This is a genomic window from Mesorhizobium sp. GbtcB19 (assembly GCF_019091085.1).
Taxonomy (GTDB): domain Bacteria; phylum Pseudomonadota; class Alphaproteobacteria; order Rhizobiales; family Rhizobiaceae; genus Mesorhizobium.
The window spans coordinates 1-16,507 of record NZ_JAGXJY010000001.1; the positions used below are offsets into that span (position 1 = coordinate 1).

Annotated in this window: 13 protein-coding genes; 10 read left to right on the forward strand and 3 right to left on the reverse strand. The window is 63.8% G+C overall.

Annotated elements, in window-relative coordinates; genetic code table 11:
• Nucleotides 1-929 (reverse strand): isomerizing glutamine--fructose-6-phosphate transaminase (locus KVT37_RS00005; RefSeq protein WP_217568422.1); only part of this gene is annotated, 929 nt, incomplete at its 3' end.
• Between the two features lie 215 nt (nt 930-1,144).
• On the opposite strand from KVT37_RS00005, the gene KVT37_RS00010 reads away from it, so the two are divergent.
• Nucleotides 1,145-1,513 carry an ADP-ribosylation/crystallin J1 gene (locus KVT37_RS00010; protein ID WP_217568424.1) on the forward strand — a complete coding sequence of 123 codons (369 nt, stop codon included), beginning with the start codon at nt 1,145-1,147 and terminating at the stop codon, nt 1,511-1,513.
• A 4-nt stretch (nt 1,514-1,517) separates the two neighbouring features.
• On the opposite strand, the gene glmU is transcribed toward KVT37_RS00010, so the two are convergent.
• Both glmU and KVT37_RS00020 read right to left on the reverse strand, forming a co-directional pair.
• Nucleotides 1,518-2,888 (reverse strand): bifunctional UDP-N-acetylglucosamine diphosphorylase/glucosamine-1-phosphate N-acetyltransferase GlmU, encoded by a 1,371-nt coding sequence (gene glmU / locus KVT37_RS00015; protein ID WP_217568426.1) that lies wholly within the window; start codon nt 2,886-2,888, stop codon nt 1,518-1,520.
• 148 nt (nt 2,889-3,036) lie between these two features.
• Entirely contained in the window at nt 3,037-3,783 is a 747-nt protein-coding gene (locus KVT37_RS00020; RefSeq protein ID WP_217568428.1) for a cytochrome c biogenesis CcdA family protein, read from the reverse strand.
• A gap of 197 nt (nt 3,784-3,980) precedes the next feature.
• Between KVT37_RS00020 and KVT37_RS00025 the strand changes: the two genes are divergently transcribed.
• From KVT37_RS00025 to rpmG, 9 genes are all read left to right on the forward strand, one after another.
• Nucleotides 3,981-4,358 (forward strand): hypothetical protein, encoded by a 378-nt coding sequence (locus tag KVT37_RS00025; RefSeq protein WP_217568430.1) that lies wholly within the window; start codon nt 3,981-3,983, stop codon nt 4,356-4,358.
• A 331-nt stretch (nt 4,359-4,689) separates the two neighbouring features.
• On the forward strand, nt 4,690-7,257 hold the full coding sequence (gene topA / locus KVT37_RS00030) for a type I DNA topoisomerase (RefSeq protein WP_217568432.1): 2,568 nt from the start codon (nt 4,690-4,692) through the stop codon (nt 7,255-7,257).
• 6 nt (nt 7,258-7,263) lie between these two features.
• Nucleotides 7,264-9,573, forward strand: coding sequence for a ribonuclease R (rnr, locus tag KVT37_RS00035; RefSeq protein ID WP_217568435.1), 2,310 nt, complete (start codon nt 7,264-7,266; stop codon nt 9,571-9,573).
• Complete coding sequence (locus KVT37_RS00040; protein WP_217568437.1) at nt 9,573-10,016, forward strand: DUF983 domain-containing protein; 444 nt, start codon at nt 9,573-9,575, stop codon at nt 10,014-10,016. Before rnr ends, KVT37_RS00040 begins: the two co-directional genes overlap by 1 nt.
• 91 nt (nt 10,017-10,107) lie before the next feature.
• A complete protein-coding gene (locus KVT37_RS00045; RefSeq protein WP_217568439.1) occupies nt 10,108-10,848 on the forward strand; it encodes an NUDIX hydrolase in 741 nt (246 codons plus the stop codon).
• Between the two features lie 22 nt (nt 10,849-10,870).
• On the forward strand, nt 10,871-12,046 hold the full coding sequence (locus tag KVT37_RS00050; protein ID WP_217568441.1) for an MFS transporter: 1,176 nt from the start codon (nt 10,871-10,873) through the stop codon (nt 12,044-12,046).
• A gap of 82 nt (nt 12,047-12,128) precedes the next feature.
• Nucleotides 12,129-12,587 (forward strand): hypothetical protein, encoded by a 459-nt coding sequence (locus KVT37_RS00055; RefSeq protein WP_217568443.1) that lies wholly within the window; start codon nt 12,129-12,131, stop codon nt 12,585-12,587.
• Nucleotides 12,588-12,848: 261 nt separating this feature from the next.
• A complete protein-coding gene (locus KVT37_RS00060; protein WP_217568445.1) occupies nt 12,849-15,677 on the forward strand; it encodes a TIR domain-containing protein in 2,829 nt (942 codons plus the stop codon).
• Between the two features lie 328 nt (nt 15,678-16,005).
• Nucleotides 16,006-16,173, forward strand: coding sequence for a 50S ribosomal protein L33 (gene rpmG / locus KVT37_RS00065; protein WP_006201775.1), 168 nt, complete (start codon nt 16,006-16,008; stop codon nt 16,171-16,173).
• Nucleotides 16,174-16,507 lie beyond the last annotated feature (334 nt).

The following is a 16,507-nucleotide window of genomic DNA, read 5'->3' on the forward strand; positions in this document are numbered from 1 at the left end:
TATTTCGAGATCAGTCCGGCGAGATAGGCTGTGCCGCAGGCCGACAGCGCCAGCCGGCCGATCTTGGCGAAGTCGAACGGCAGGTCGAGCGGCTTCGACATACCGGAGACGAAGTCGACATAATGCGCCAGCGTGTGCGAGATCACCTCCGGCTGCTCATGGATTTCCTTTTCCATGAAATGCCGGCGGTTGCCCTTGTCGACCATGAAGCTGGTCGACAGCGACTGCTGCCGCTTGCGATCGACCTTCCTGCCATCGATATCGTAGATGGCCACGCCGTCGCGGCGCACCACCGCCCAGTCGCCGTCCTCGAGATAGGTGATCGAGTTGGTGAAGGGCGCCAGCGCGATCGCGTCCGAGCCCAAAAACATCTCGCCCTCGCCATGGCCAACGGCCAAGGGCGGACCGTTGCGGGCGCCGACGATGAGGTCCTCGTCGCCCTTGAACATGATCGCCAGCGCGAACGCGCCCGAAAGCCGCTTCAGCGCGGCATGCGCCGCCTCGATCGGCTTCAGCCCCTTGGCCAGCTCGCGCGCCACCAGATGCGCCACGACCTCGGTGTCGGTCTGCGAGGAGAAGCTGTAGCCGTCGCGGGTGAGTTCGTCGCGCAATTCGGCGAAATTCTCGATGATGCCGTTGTGGACGATGGCGACGCCGTTGGAAAAATGCGGATGCGCGTTGGTCTCGTTGGGCACGCCATGCGTGGCCCAGCGCGTGTGGCCGATGCCGATCGTGCCATCGAGCGGTTCGTCCTTCAGCCGCCGTTCGAGGTTGACCAACTTGCCTTCGGCGCGGCGGCGGCCGAGTTCGCCCTTCTCGATGGTGGCGACGCCGGCGGAGTCATAGCCACGATATTCAAGCCGCTTCAGCGCATCGACGATAAGCGGCGCGACTTGGCTTCGGCCGACGATTCCAACGATGCCGCACATGCGATACCCCCCCGATTCCCAGCGGAAAACCCGGCGTTATCTAGGGATCGCCGGGCTTTCGCGAAAGTCACTTTGCGTTTCGTTCCGTATCAACCGAAACGGTCTTTTTGCTCCATGCACCATGCCAGACGGCGCTTGCAATCCGGTTACTGCAAATGTTCGCCTTTTCAGGCATTTGGTTCTCTTTTCAGCAGGATTTGGCTAAATATCCAGCCATGAGCGAACCCACCACGACACTCTGGCGTCCAGTCGGACCGAAGGAGCTGGAACTGATCGAGGCTTCGGGCATGCGCGAGTTTCCGCCGCGCCTGCCCGACCAGCCGATTTTCTATCCCGTGCTCACCGAGGCCTACGCTGTCCAGATCGCCCGCGACTGGAACGTGCCGGCGAGCGGCGCCGGCTTCGTCACCCGGTTCGAGGTCCTCAAAAGCTTCCTCGACGGCTACCGCGTCGAGCACGCCGGCAGCAGGGCGCATCTCGAATACTGGATACCTGCCGAGGACCTGCCTCAATTCAACAGGGCGATCGTCGGCAGGATCGAGGTGACGGCGGCCTTTGGCAAAACCACCGAAAGCACCGCCTGAAACGCTATTCCGCCGCTGCTTTCTTCCGCGCCGCGGCAGCCGAGGCAAAGCGCTCGCGCAATTCCTTGCCCTTGCCAGGGATCGTCTTCTGGCGCGCGCGACCGAAGGCGAGTGCGTCGTCGGGCACGCTTTCGGTGATCACGCTGCCCGAGGCGATGTAGCCGCCCTTGCCTATGGTGACCGGCGCCACCAGCGAGGAATTCGAGCCGACAAAGGCGCCCTCGCCGATATCGGTGAAGAATTTCGAGTAGCCGTCATAATTGCAGGTGACGGTCCCCGCGCCGATATTGGCCGCGGCGCCGACGCGCGCGTCGCCGATATAGGTCAGGTGGTTGACCTTGGCGCCTTCCTCGATCGTCGCCTGCTTGACCTCGCAGAAATTGCCGACCTTGGCCTTCTGCTTGAGGTCCGCGCCCGGCCGCAGCCGCGCGAACGGCCCGACATCGCAATTGGAGGCGACGGTCGCGCCTTCGATGTGGCTGAAGGCGTGGATCTTGGCGCCCGACGCGATCTTGACGCCCGGCCCGAACCAGACATTCGGCTCGACGATGGTATCGGCGCCGATCTCGGTGTCGTGCGAGAAATAGACCGTTTCCGGCGCGATCAGCGTGACGCCCGCAAGCATCGCCTCGCGCCGCCGGCGCGCCTGCCAGATCGCTTCCGCCTCGGCGAGCTCGGCGCGGTTGTTGATGCCGAGCGCGTTCTCGAAGCTCGCCTCTGTAGCCACCACGTCGAGCCCCTCCGCCCCGGCGATCTCGACGATGTCGGTGAGGTAGAATTCGCCCTTGGCGTTCTTGTTATCGACCTTGTCGAGCAGTTTCAGCGCATGCTTGCCCGCCACCGCCATTATACCGGCATTGCAGAAGCCGATCTTTTTTTCCTGTTCGGAGCAGTCCTTTTCCTCGCGGATGGCGATCAAATGGCCAGCTTTTTCAATCAAACGGCCATAACCGGTCGGGCTCGGTGGGCGAAAACCAATGACAGCAACGGCGGCACCCTCAGCCAGCTTCTGCCGCGCGGCGGCCAGCGCCTGCGCATCGATCAACGGTGTGTCGCCGAACATCACCAGGATATCGTCGTAACCCTTTGATATCGCTTCGCGAGCGGCCAGCACCGCATGCGCGGTGCCGAGCCGCTTCTCCTGCACGAAGGACTCCGCCTTCGGCGCGAATTTCTGCACCGCCTTGCGCATCTCATCTGCGCCGTGGCCGATCACCAGCGCCAGGCCGGTAGCCCCAGCCGCCTCGGCGGCCTTCACGACATGCGCCACCATAGGCAGGCCGGCAATGGCATGCAGCACCTTGGGCATGGCGCTTTTCATGCGCGTGCCCTCGCCGGCGGCGAGGATGACGGACAGGCAGGTTCTCTGGCTCATGGATGGCAACCGTATGAAAAGCGTTTGAATCAATGCATGTTAGCAGCGGCGTGATGCTGCACCAATGCGGTTAAATTCCGGTGAGATGGCGGAACTGCTGACTCTTAGTCAGCGGGTCGATTGCTCAACCTACGTGCAGATTGCAGGCCTACCCCAACCTTCCCAGCACCGGGAAATTCTCCAAGAGCCAGTAGGACGCGCTCTGTACGCCGCCCGTGAGGAAGAACACGCCGGCGACGACCAGCAGCGCGCCGATCGCTTTTTCGACGCGGCCGAGATGGACGCGGAATTTGCCCAGGAAGCGCATGAAAGCGCCGGAAAACAGCGCCGCGATGAGGAACGGGATACCGAGGCCTAGCGAATAGGCGGCAAGCAAAAGCGCGCCCTCGCCCACCGTCTCGCGCCCGCCAGCCAGCGTCAGGATCGGCCCCAGCACCGGGCCGATGCAGGGCGTCCAACCGAAGGCGAAGGCCAGCCCCATGACATAAGCCGCAACCATGTTGGCCGGCTTGCCTTGCGACTGGAAGCGTGCCTCGCGCGACAACAATGGGATGCGCAGGATGCCGAGGAAATTGAGGCCCATGATGATGATCAGCGCGCCCGCGACCATCGCCAGCGGTTCCTGCCAGACGCGCAGCAGGCGCCCGATCGTCGAGGCGCCGGCGCCGAGCGCTACGAACACGGTGGAAAAGCCGAGCACGAAGGCTAAAGAGGCATAAAGCAGCGCACCGCGCGCGCCTTCCTTCGCCGTGACGCTCTGATTGCCGCGAAAATCCTCGACCGAAACGCCGGCCATGTAGCAGAGATAGGGCGGCACCAACGGCAGCACGCAAGGCGACAGGAACGAGATCGCCCCGGCCCCGACCGCGCTGACATAGCCGATGTCCAATGCCATTTCGTCCGCCCTGCTTGTGCTGGCGCCGATATAGCGACGCGAATGGCTCTTCGCCAATCACCATTGTGTGGCACGTGGTCGCCTCGCCCGGAAGAATTGGAAGAGAAGAATTGGAAGAAATTGTGCCTCGAACGCGTTGACTAGAGGAGGCTGCCGGTTTTTCCGCCTGCTTCGTTTTTCACCTCAGGGAGGTTGTCATGAAATCGATCGCAATAGGCTTCGCGGCGCTTTTGCTCGGAACCGCGGCATCCCATGCCGCCGAGGCATGGAAGGAAGCGACTGTCGGAGGCGTCAAGATCTATACGGATGCCAAGGGCATGACGCTCTATACCTATGACAAGGACGGGAAGGGCAAGTCCAACTGCGACGACAAATGCGCCGCCAACTGGCCACCGCTGAAGGCCGCGGCCGGCGCGAAGGCTACCGGCGGATGGACAGTCGTCAAGCGCACCGACGGAACCAAGATGTGGGCCTATGACGGCAAGCCGCTCTACACGTTCGTCAAGGACAAGAAGGCCGGCGACACGGCCGGTGACGGCGTCGCCGGCGTCTGGCACGTCGCCAAGGCCGACTGATTTTTCACGGGTATCGGCTGGCTGCCGCATATTCGCACAGGCAGCCAGCCTCGTTGCGCCTTCGATGACGTTGGCCTCGACGGTCTCCATCGCTGTCTCGACTCTGCCGGGACGCACTGCGTTCGCCGCGATTTGAGCGCCTACCTCGCCGTCCCCAAAAATGTGATCTTTGCCATACACTCTTAGAGTGTATTGCCGATTGGCGCTTCGCAAATTGGCCGCCTCCCCTTGACCGATCGCAAAAGCGCGGCCATGTGAGCGACGAAAAGAGTGGGATTTCGTCGTGCGTCGCGGAGTTCTTCCGCCACCTCACAGCTGATTAAGAGACCTCATGGACGTCGTCGTCGTCGAATCGCCGGCCAAGGCGAAGACAATCAACAAATATCTCGGCAAGAACTATAAGGTCCTGGCCTCGTTCGGCCACGTCCGCGATCTGCCGGCCAAGGACGGCTCGGTTCGCCCGGACGAGGATTTCGCCATGTCCTGGTCGGTCGATACCGCCTCGGGCAAGCGCCTCGCCGACATCGCCAAGGCGGTCAAGGATGCCGACGGGCTGATCCTCGCCACCGACCCGGATCGCGAAGGCGAGGCGATTTCCTGGCATGTTCTGGAAGTGCTGAAGCAGAAGCGCGCGCTGAAGGACAAGCCGGTCAGCCGCGTCGTCTTCAACGCCATCACCAAGGCCTCGGTGCTGGATGCGATGGCCAATCCGCGCCAGATCGATGTGCCGCTGGTCGACGCCTATCTCGCCCGCCGCGCGCTGGACTATCTCGTAGGCTTCACGCTGTCGCCGGTGCTGTGGCGCAAATTGCCGGGCGCCCGTTCCGCCGGCCGCGTGCAGTCGGTGGCGCTGCGCCTGGTCTGCGATCGCGAGTCCGAGATCGAGCGCTTCATCCGCGAGGAATATTGGCAGATTGCCGCCATCCTCAACACGCCGCGCAACGACAGTTTCGAGGCACGGCTGACCGCCTTCGCCGGCAAGAAGCTGCAAAAACTCGACATCGGTAACAAGGCGCAGGCCGACGACATCAAGGCGATGCTCGAAGGCGCGACCTTCAAGGCTTTGTCGGTCGAGGCCAAGCCGACAAAACGCAATCCCGGCCCGCCCTTCACCACCTCGACGCTGCAGCAGGCAGCATCGTCAGGGCTCAGCTTTTCGGCCACGCGCACCATGCAGGTGGCGCAGAAACTCTACGAAGGCATGGATGTCGGCGGCGAGACCGCCGGCCTGATCACCTATATGCGAACCGACGGCGTGCAGATGGCGCCGGAGGCGATCGAGGCCGCCCGCAACGCCATCGTCAGCGAGTTCGGCGCGAAATACCTGCCGGAAAAGCCGCGTTTCTACACCACCAAGGCCAAGAACGCGCAGGAAGCGCATGAGGCGATCCGTCCGACCGATTTCCGACGCACGCCGGCTTCCGTGCGGCAATATCTCGACGCCGACCAGGCCCGCCTCTACGAACTGATCTGGAAGCGCGCCATCGCCAGCCAGATGCAGCCGGCCGAGATCGAGCGCACCACGGTGGAGATCGAGGCGGTCAACGGCGCCCGCACCGCCGAGCTGCGCGCGGTCGGCTCGGTCGTCCGCTTCGACGGCTTCATCGCCGCCTACACCGATCAGAAGGACGAGGACGCCGAGGACGAGGAAAGCCGCCGCCTGCCCGAGATCCGCGCCGGCGAGCAGCTCGCCCGCCAGGCGATCAACGCCACCCAGCACACCACCGAGCCGCCGCCGCGTTATTCGGAAGCCTCGCTGATCAAGAAGCTGGAAGAACTGGGCATCGGCCGGCCGTCGACCTACACCGCCATCCTGAAGACGCTCGAGGACCGCGACTACGTCACCATCGACCGGCGCAAGTTGGTGCCTCAGGCCAAGGGCCGGTTGCTTTCGGCCTTCCTCGAGAGCTTCTTCGAGCGCTATGTCGAATATGACTTCACCGCCTCGCTGGAAGAGAAGCTCGACGAGATCTCCGACGGCAAGCTCGCCTGGAAGGACGTTCTGCGCGATTTCTGGAAGGATTTCTCCGGCGCTGTCGACGACATCAAGGAATTGCGCGTCACCGACGTGCTCGACGCCCTCAACGACGAGCTGGCGCCACTGGTGTTCCCCGAGCGCGAGGACGGCTCCAATCCGCGTATCTGCCCGAAATGCGGCTCGGGCAATCTGTCGCTGAAGCTCGGCAAGTTCGGCGCCTTCGTCGGCTGCTCGAACTATCCGGAGTGTTCCTACACCCGCCAGCTCGGCGACGCCGCCAATCCCAACGGCGAGAACGGCAATGGCGACGACGGCGTCAAGCTGCTGGGGAAAGACCCTTACACCGCCGAGGAAATCACGCTGCGCAGCGGCCGTTTCGGCCCCTACATCCAGCGCGGCGAGGGCAAGGAGGCCAAGCGCTCCAGCTTGCCCAAGGGCTGGACTCCCGAATCGATTGACCACGAGAAGGCGCTGGCGCTTCTCGCACTGCCGCGCGACGTGGGAAAACATCCGGAAACCGGAAAAATGATCTCAGCCGGACTCGGGCGCTATGGCCCGTTCGTGCTGCATGACGGCACCTATGCCAATCTGGAAAGCATCGAGGACGTGTTCTCGATCGGCTTGAACCGCGCCGTCTCGGTGATCGCGGAGAAGCAGCAGAAGGGCAAGGGCGGCCGCAACGGCGCGACGCCCGCGGCGCTGAAGGAACTCGGCGACCATCCCGACGGCGGCGGCAAGATCGTCGTGCGCGACGGCAAATACGGGCCCTATGTCAACTACGGCAAGGTCAATGCGACGCTGCCCAAGGGCAAGGACCCGCAATCGGTGACGATGGAAGAAGCGCTCGCTTTGATCGCCGAAAAGGAAGCCAAGGGCGGAGGCGGCAAAAAACCCTTCCGCCGAGTGGCAAAGAAAGGCTAGCGGGACGTGGCGCGCAGGATCTCCGGAAGAAGCCACGGCGATCCGCGCCACGCCGACACGAGGGCCAAGGTGGTCAAGGACGATTACCGGCCCTCGCGTGACGAGATCCTGCGCTACATCGCCGAAAATCCCGACCGCTCCGGCAAGCGCGAGATCGCCAAGGCCTTCGCGCTGCGCGGCGAGGACCGCGTCTGGCTGAAGGACCAGTTGCGCGACCTGCAGGACGAGGGTCTGCTCAACAAAGAGCGGAAGCGTCTCACCCGCGCCGGCGCCGTGCCCCATGTCGCCGTGCTCGACATTTTCGGCCGCGACGACGACGGCGTGCTCCTGGCGCATCCGAGCGAATATACCGGCAACGGCTCGCCGCCCGTCATCGCCATCCGCATCTCGCGCGGCGCCGGCGGCCCGGCGCCGGGCATCGGCGACCGCGTGCTCGCAAAAACCTTCCCGACCGACGATCCGTCGGGCCCCGCCTATACCGGGCGGGTGATGAAGATCTTCGAGAAGCGCAGCGACGCGGTTCTCGGCGTCTTCCGCGTGCTGAAGGACGGCACGTTCCGCATCGAGCCGGTTGAGCGCCGCCAACCCGAGTTGATCGTCGACAAGGAATTCCAGAACGGCGCCAGGAATGGCGACCTGGTCGAGGTCGAGCCGGCGCGGGCGTCCCGCTACGGCCTGCCGCGCGCCAAGGTGCTGGCGGTACTGGGCTCGCTGAGTAGCGAGAAGGCGGTCTCGATGATCGCCATCCACGCCCACGATATTCCCCACGTCTTTCCGGCGGACGTAATCGCCGAAGCCGACGCAGTGAAGCCGGCGACGCTTGATCACCGCGAGGACTGGCGCGACCTGCCGCTGGTGACCATCGATCCGGCCGACGCCAAAGACCATGATGACGCCGTCTTCGCCACGCCCGACACCGACGAGAAGAATCCCGGCGGCATTGTGGTCACGGTGGCGATCGCCGATGTCGCCGCCTATGTCCGCTGCGGCACGCCGCTCGACCGCGAGGCGCTGAAGCGCGGCAATTCGGTCTATTTTCCGGACCGCGTCGTGCCGATGCTGCCAGAGCGCATCTCGAACGATCTCTGCTCGCTGCGCGAAGGCGAGAACCGGCCCGCGATTGCCGTGCGCATGACCTTTTCCTCGGAGGGTCGCAAGCTCAGGCATTCGTTCCACCGCGTCATGATGAAGTCGGCGGCCAAGCTCGCCTACCCGCAGGCGCAGGCCGCGATCGACGGCGTCCCCGACGACAAGACGCGGCCCATCCTCGACAGCGTACTGAGGCCGCTCTGGGATGCCTATGCGGTGCTGAAGCGTGGCCGCGACGCCCGCCAGCCGCTGGAGCTAGACCTGCCGGAGCGCAAGATCCTACTCAAGGCCGACGGCACGGTCGACCGCGTCGTCGTGCCCGAGCGCCTCGACGCGCATAAGCTCATCGAGGAGTTCATGATCCAGGCCAATGTCGCGGCCGCCGAGACGTTGGAGGGCAAGAAAGAGCCCCTCGTCTACCGCATCCATGACGCGCCGTCGCTCGCCAAGCAGGAATCGCTGCGCGATTTCCTGCAAACGCTCAGCCTGTCCCTGGCGCGCGGCGCGCAGATGCGGCCGAGCCAGTTCAACGGCATTCTGGAGCGGGTGCGCGGCGCCGACAACGAGGCGTTGGTCAACGAGGTGGTGCTGCGCTCGCAGAGCCAGGCCGAATACTCGCCGAAGAACATCGGCCATTTCGGCCTCAACCTCAGGCGCTACGCGCATTTCACCTCGCCGATCCGGCGCTATGCCGATCTTATCGTGCACCGCGGATTGATCGCGGCGCTCGGTCTCGGGCCAGGCGGCCTGACGCAAGCCGAGGCGGATCGGCTGGAAGAGGTCGCGGCGCTGATCTCGGCCACGGAACGCCGCGCCATGGCCGCCGAGCGCGATACGGTCGACCGGCTGGTCGCCGCTTATCTCGCCGAGCGCGTCAACGACACGTTCGACGCGCGCATCTCGGGCGTCACCAAGGCGGGACTTTTTGTCCAATTGCCGCAGTACGGCGCGGACGGCTTTATTCCGGTTTCAACTTTGGGCGGCGACTACTACATTTACGACGAAACCGCCCGCTCGCTCTTCGGGGAACGCACAGGCAAGGGCTATCAGCTCGCCGATCGCGTCGAAGTCCGGCTGGTCGAGGTCGCGCCAATGGCCGGCGCGATGCGTTTCGAGATGCTGACCGACCCGAAGCCCCTGCCCGGCTCGAAGCGGTCGTTCCATAAGGCCAAAGGCCGCGCCCGCGCCTCGCAATCGCGCGTCGGTCCGCGCGGCAGGAGACGATAATGCCAGGCAACTTGCCGGTGGAAGAACAGGTTTTTGGCGGCGAGCATCATTCCGGCCGCGTCGCGCGTCCGCTGTGGACGGCGATGAAGCGCGGCTTGCTCGGTCGCTGCCCGCATTGCGGCGAGGGAAAGCTGTTCAGCGCTTTCGTGAAGCCGGTGGACAAATGCGAGGTCTGCGGCGAAGAGCTGCATCATCACCGCGCGGACGACCTGCCCGCCTATCTGGTCATCGTCATTGTCGGCCACATCGTGGTTGGCTCCTTCATGGCAGTGGAGGCGACCACTACGCTGTCGACCTGGCAGCACGCGCTGATCTGGGTGCCGCTGACCATTATTCTGGCCGTCGCGTTGCTGCAGCCGGTCAAGGGCGCTGTCATCGGCCTGCAATGGGCGCTTTATATGCACGGCTTCGGCGGCGAGAAGGACGAGTTCGAGAGCCATTGATAAGCCGGAATGCATCGCTCTGCGCCCTGGTGCAAAGACCGCGGCGCGCAAGCCACTTTCACATCCGAGAAGTTTCCGCTAGGTCGAGCGCATGGAACGAATGACCAAGGCGGATGTCGACAAGCTCGATAAAGGCCTGGCCGTACGCAGCGGCCGGGCATTGCGTCCGCGTGATGCCGCGACCCTCATTCTGCTCGATCGCAAGGACAAGGACGTTCTGGTGCTGATGGGCCGGCGCCATGCCGGCCACGCCTTCATGCCGGGGAAATTCGTCTTTCCGGGCGGCCGCACCGATCCGGCGGACAGCCGCATTGCCGTCGCCGCCGCCCTGCCCGGCGAAGAAGAGAAAAAGCTGGTCGCGGGTCCTGGCCGCGCGAGCGCGGCGCGGGCGCGGGCAATTGCCCTGTCGGCGATTCGCGAGACCTATGAGGAGGCCGGCCTGCTGCTCGGCCGCAAAGGCGCCTTCTCGACCGCGAAGCGCGATTGGCAAGGCTTCGTCGAGCATGGCGTCGTGCCCTCGCTGGACGTGCTCCGCTTCATCGCCCGCGCCATCACCCCGCCCAATCGCGTGCGCCGCTTCGACACCCGCTTCTTCAGCGCCTGGCGGCACGACGTCGCCGTGGAACTGCCAGATGGCGGCCCAACCAACGAGCTGGAAGAACTGGTCTGGCTGCCGCTTTCCGATGCCCGCAAGGCCGACATCCCCGACATTACCGGCATGATCCTGGAAGAACTGGAAAGACGGCTTGCCGACGATCCCTTGCTGCGGCCAGGGGGCGCTGTGCCGTTCTTCCGGCTTGTCCGCAACCGCTTTGTCCGCGAAGTCCTTTAGAAAAGCAGAGCATTTTGATCCCATGACGGTCGATACCCAACAACAGGGCGACGAACGCGTACACTGGCTGCCAATGATCGCGGCGATCTCCTCGATCAGCGTCGTCGGCATCGCCATCGGCCTCGGCATGCCGCTGCTGAGCGTCATCCTGGAGACGCGCGGCCACTCGGCCTCGATGATCGGCCTCAACACCGCGGTTGCCGGCCTCGCCTCGATCGCCGGCGCGCCGCTCGCCACGCCGCTTGCCATGCGTCTCGGCGTCGCCTGGACCATGCTCCTCATGATCTTCCTCGGCGCGCTTGCCTTTGTCGGCTTCCATTTCGCGCCCGATTTCTGGATGTGGTTTCCGCTCCGCGTCGTGCTGCACATTTCGCTGACGGTGCTGTTCATCCTGTCGGAGTTCTGGATCAGCACCTCCGCGCCACCGCATCGGCGCGGCCTGGTGCTCGGCATATACGCCACGGTCCTGTCCCTGGGCTTTGCCGCCGGGCCGTGGCTGTTCGCGCATCTTGGAAGCTCGGGGTTCAGGCCCTTTGGCGTCATCATCGCCCTGGTGACGCTTGCCGCCATCCCGGTGCTAGCCGCCCGCAATGAGAGCCCGACCATCGTCGCCGACAGCGAGACCAGCCATTTCCTGCGCTATATTTGGCTGGTGCCGACCGCCACCTTCGCCGTGCTGGTCTTCGGCGCGGTCGAGACCGGCGGCTTCGCGCTGTTCCCGGTCTATGGCAACCGTATCGGCTATTCGGAGGCCGACGCGGCGCTGCTTCTGACCATGATCGGTCTCGGCAATGTGCTTTTGCAAATCCCGATCGGCATGATCAGCGATCGCGTCTCCGACCGCCGCTATCTGCTCCTCGTCTGCGCCACGGTCGGGTTGATCGGAACCGCCTTCATGCCGTTCTTCGCCCAGAACTGGCATCTGATGGCGGCGCTTCTGTTCGTCTGGGGCGGCGTCGTCGCCGCCATGTACACGATCGGCCTTGCCCATCTCGGCTCGCAGCTTTCCGGCCATGAGCTGGCCTCCGCCAACGCCGCCTTCGTGCTTTGCTATGGCGTCGGCATGGTGCTGGGTCCACAGGCGATCGGCATCGGCATGGATGCCTTCGGCCCATCCGGTTTCGGCTGGTCGCTGGCGCTCTTCTTCGCCGCTTACATGCTTCTCGTTCTGGTCAGACTGGTGCGCAAGATTCTCTAGGCGAATGTCGGGCATCCTGACATCACCGTGTCAGCAGCCCCCCTGCTATACCCTGCCTCCAACGCGAGGTAGGAGAATTGCGATGATCGACAGCGGCTTTGAAACCAAATCCCTCAGGATGGAATTGCTTCTGCTCGTCACGTTCCAGGCGCCGGCCGCCGATGTCGAGCGCATCATGGAGGCCGTGGTGGCGATCACACCGCTGCGCATGGGTAAGTATGACGCCAACGCCTATCAGTCGGCGCAAGGCATCGAGCGCTACCGGCCTCTGGAAGGCGCTGCCGCAGGCGCTGAGACGGAGTTGCGCCGCCGGCCTGGCACCGTGGAAGTATCGTTCGAGATCGCCGACGACCAGGCGCTTGCCGCCCGCATCGTCGAGGCGATATTCCAGGCCCATTCCTACCAGGAGCCCGTCATCCGCATCCAACCGCTGCTTGCCAGCCGTTCCAAGGGCCTTGACGACCGCGCCAATCCGAACCGCTGGTGGAACACGACAGGCGACTGGAAAAAGGTTGCTGCGTCGGAGGCGGAAATCGCATGATTTCAAGCCACTACCTGGCCCTGGCGGATCGCCAGGGCCGCTGAGCGGTCGCCAGCCAGATGGGCGATCACTTGCTGGCGGCAAGATCGGACGACGAATATTCGTATCGGCGCTTGCCGCCCCCTTCTTGATCGAACGCCTGTAACAGGATAGCAATCGCGACCGGGCCAACCGACGTTCGCTACGATCGATACAGAATTACTGCCGGGGAATTACTGGACGCTGTCCGCTTGATATTTGATGGCTGGATCGTGTGGGCAGATGCTCTACAAAGCCTTCATATCCTATAGTCACGCCGCCGATGGCAAGCTGGCGCCGGCCCTCCAGCGGTCGCTCCATAACATCGCCAAGCCCTGGTATCGGTTGCGTTCGATGCGCGTCTTCCGCGACGAGACCAATCTGGCGGCATCTCCCGGGCTCTGGTCCAAGATCGAACAGGCCCTGAATCAGGCCGATTACTTCGTCTTCCTTGCTTCACCCACCGCCGTCTCGTCAGGCTGGGTGCAAAAGGAGGTCGACTGGTGGTTGACCAACCGCTCGTCACAGACTTTCCTGATTGTTCTCACCGACGGCGCCATTCATTGGGACGTCGCCGCTGGGGATTTCGACTGGCCGTCGACCACGGCGCTGCCGCGATCTGTTGCCAAGGCCTTCGCGGAGGAGCCGCTTTATATTGACATCACTTGGGCCCGCGGCGTCGACCAGCTCTCGCTCCGCCATTCGCAATTCCGCGCCGCCGTGCTGAACCTTGCCGCAACGCTGCTCGATCGGCCCAAGGACGAACTCGATGGCGACGATGTGCGCCAGCATCGCCGCACTCGCAGGATAGCCTGGTCGGCAGCCGGAGTGCTGGCGGGCCTACTGGTCATCGCCTCGCTTACCGCCTGGTTCGCGATCCAGCAGGGGCTCGTCGCCACCTCCCGCTCGCTCGCTGCCAGTTCCGAAGCCGTGCTGCCTACCAATCCCGAGCTTGCCCTTCTGCTCGCGCACGAAGCCCTGCGCTACGCCGATGGAGACCAGGTCGACTATGCCTTGCGTGAGGCCGTGCTCCACAATCCCGAAACGATCATTCATCATTCTCAAGTGGCAGCCACCTTGACGGCGCGCTTCCTGGGCGATGACCTCGTGGTCGGTGAGGAGACGGACAAGAACCCTGTCGTGTGGAGCGTGACCACCAAGCAGCGCCGAGGTGCACTTCCCTCCGTTGCCAACAACTGGCTTCGCGCATCCAGTGTTGTGTCCGACCAGTCACTCGTTGCAGTCTCCTCGGGAGAAGAGGTCACGCTTTACGATGCGGCGCGCTCGAAGGTTCTCGCCACGCTGCCGGGACAAGGCGTGCGCATCAGCCATGACGGCAAAGTGCTGACGGTGTGGCACGAGGGCAAGATTCAGCAGTGGGATCTGCCGTCGCTGCAACAGCACAAGGTGACTGCCGCCCTGCCGGAAGGCTTCTCGGTGCTGGATGTCAGTGCCGACGGCAGCGTCCTGCTGCTGGGGGAGGAGGGCATTCGATCGGCCGTGATCATTGCCGAAGCCCTGTCAGGCAAGGTCCTCCTGAAACTGCCCGAGCGCCCGCTGGAAGATGGCAGCGGGCTCACTCCAGACGGCCGCTTCTTCGTCTCCCAGACACCGGAGGAGACCGTCTTTGAAGTTTGGAACACCTCGACCGGCAAAAAAGTACGGTCGCTGGAGCAACCAAGCTTCGGCCTCGGTGCGGTGACCTACCTCGCCTTCAGCCCGGACGGTAAGCTGTTCGTGTGCGGCGACCGTTCAGGCGCCATGCACCGATGGAACCTGGAGACGGGCGAATGGCTCGGCATGGAAGACAGCAGCCATGGCGTCGACATCCGCGCAATAGAGTTCAGTCCTGACGGCAACACCATGCTGTCAGTTGCAGGCGATGGCAGCGCCTTTCTATGGGACGTGACGACGTGGCGGCGGATTGCAGCTTTGGGCGGTAAGGGCAACGAGGCATGGGATGTGGCATTCGCTCCCGACTCCCGGCATTTCCTCACCACCCACCGGGACGGCACGATCCGCATCTGGGACCGTGAGACCTGGTATCCGAGCCTGACATTTTCAGCCGGCCAGGCCGTCGCGGGCGAGGCAGGCCGGCTTGTCGCGGGCACACGCGAGGACGGCCGGATCGGCCTGTGGAGCACTGAAACCGGTGCTATGACGGGCAGCCTCGACAGGGCGGCCGGCGATATCAATGCCATGGCGCTGAACAAAACGGGCGACCTCCTGGCGCTTGCACCGGCCAAGGAACCCGTCGAGCTCTGGAACCTTGCAACCCGCCAGGCAGCGCACCGTCTCGCGGCTCCTTCCGCCGACGCGACGTCGCTGGCCTTCTCGGACGACGGCAGCCAATTGGCGACGGGGGATCAGGAGGGAAATCTCCGCCTCTGGGGCATGCCTGCCGCCAGCATGCGGAACGAGTGGCGACCGGCACAAAGCAGGATCACCAGTATTGCCATCCATCCGGACGGTGTTCGCGCTGCTGTCGCCACGCTGGAGGATGGTGTTTTCCTGCAGAATCTGAGTACGGGAAAAGTCAATTTCCACGCCGGGCCCAGCGACGATTCCCGCGTCTGGGACGTCACCCTCAGTCCCGGCGGCGCTTTGCTTCTCGTCAGCAAAGAGAAATCCGCCGAGGTCTGCGATTTCAGCTCGCTAGCCCTGAAGATGGCCCTGACGGGCTACAGCGACGAGGCAATCTCCGGGGCTTTTAGCCAAAGCGGCAGGTTTCTGCTGTCGGGAAGCGGCAACGGTCCGGCTGACCGGGCCGGTCCGGTCGACGGAAACGCGGCCTATCTTTGGGACATGCGCAGTGGCCGCCTTCTCCAGACCTATCTGTCGGCCGGGGATTCCGTCCGCATGGTCTCGTTCGTCGGCGACGAAACCCGCTTCATTACCGGCAGCGATGACCGCCTCGTGCGACGCTACGAATGCAAAGCTTGTCTGCCCCTGCCCGAACTCGCAAAGCTGGCCACATCGCGGCTCGGACGAGCGCTGACGGACCAGGAGCGTAATCAATACCTGCCGCAAAACTCCCTGTTGGCCTGGATAGGCGATCATCTGCCGCGTTAGGTCCCGGATCGAGGCACGCTTTCTGCGCACGGCGGGTTCGCTGCCTGCCGCGGGGCGGACGGGCCGGAAAATTCCGGCTGATCCGCTGTGGAACGATCCGAAAACGCCTGCTCGTCGACCCGTAAGCGGCGGAGGTTTCCGCCCTCGCTCGTTGTCGGGGGGAGCTCGAGCAGACAAGATAGCGGACCTCTTCTTGCTGCCGGGTGGTCGGACACGGGCTTGACTTTCCGGGCGCGTTCTTTATGTGTCGCGCCAAGTTTCCCGCGTCCGGGCGTTTTCCCCCGTGCTCCAGCGGCCAAAACTCCACGAACATTAACGGACGAAAATCATGGCCAAAGCCGCAAACATCAAGATCAAGCTTCTGTCGACCGCCGACACCGGGTTCTTCTACGTGACCAGCAAGAACAGCCGTACCAAGACGGACAAGCTCTCGTTCCGCAAGTACGATCCGGTTGCCAAGAAGCACGTCGAGTTCAAGGAAACCAAGATCAAGTAATCTGGTTATCCCGAGAAATCAAAACGCCGCCCTCCGGGCGGCGTTTTTGTTTATGGAAACGACCGGACGACAAAGGAACCGCGCCGCTGTTCAGCGCAGGTTCCCCCGTCGGTTTCAGTCTTTTGAAAAAGGGGGCCGGTCGGCGTTTGGCAGCGGTACGAGGAGGCCACTATGTGCCAGCGCCGGCCGGCCGACCCCACGGACCCAGGAGATGCGGCGGACCTGAGCATCATGGGGTATTTTTCGGATCGGGCCGGCTTGTCTACCCTCGTGCCGGCCTCGTCTTCGGTCTATGGGCCGCAGATTTGCGCAAGACCTTATAAAAATCAACCAT

Bases quoted from the DNA above. Each gene is read 5' to 3' on its own strand.
- KVT37_RS00010 (WP_217568424.1), top strand. From the start codon at position 1,145: ATGAGCGAACCCACCACGACACTCTGGCGTCCAGTCGGACCGAAGGAG.
- glmU (WP_217568426.1), bottom strand. From the start codon at position 2,888: ATGAGCCAGAGAACCTGCCTGTCCGTCATCCTCGCCGCCGGCGAGGGC.
- KVT37_RS00020 (WP_217568428.1), bottom strand. From the start codon at position 3,783: ATGGCATTGGACATCGGCTATGTCAGCGCGGTCGGGGCCGGGGCGATC.
- KVT37_RS00025 (WP_217568430.1), top strand. From the start codon at position 3,981: ATGAAATCGATCGCAATAGGCTTCGCGGCGCTTTTGCTCGGAACCGCG.
- topA (WP_217568432.1), top strand. From the start codon at position 4,690: ATGGACGTCGTCGTCGTCGAATCGCCGGCCAAGGCGAAGACAATCAAC.
- KVT37_RS00040 (WP_217568437.1), top strand. From the start codon at position 9,573: ATGCCAGGCAACTTGCCGGTGGAAGAACAGGTTTTTGGCGGCGAGCAT.
- KVT37_RS00045 (WP_217568439.1), top strand. From the start codon at position 10,108: ATGGAACGAATGACCAAGGCGGATGTCGACAAGCTCGATAAAGGCCTG.
- KVT37_RS00050 (WP_217568441.1), top strand. From the start codon at position 10,871: ATGACGGTCGATACCCAACAACAGGGCGACGAACGCGTACACTGGCTG.
- KVT37_RS00055 (WP_217568443.1), top strand. From the start codon at position 12,129: ATGATCGACAGCGGCTTTGAAACCAAATCCCTCAGGATGGAATTGCTT.
- KVT37_RS00060 (WP_217568445.1), top strand. From the start codon at position 12,849: ATGCTCTACAAAGCCTTCATATCCTATAGTCACGCCGCCGATGGCAAG.
- rpmG (WP_006201775.1), top strand. From the start codon at position 16,006: ATGGCCAAAGCCGCAAACATCAAGATCAAGCTTCTGTCGACCGCCGAC.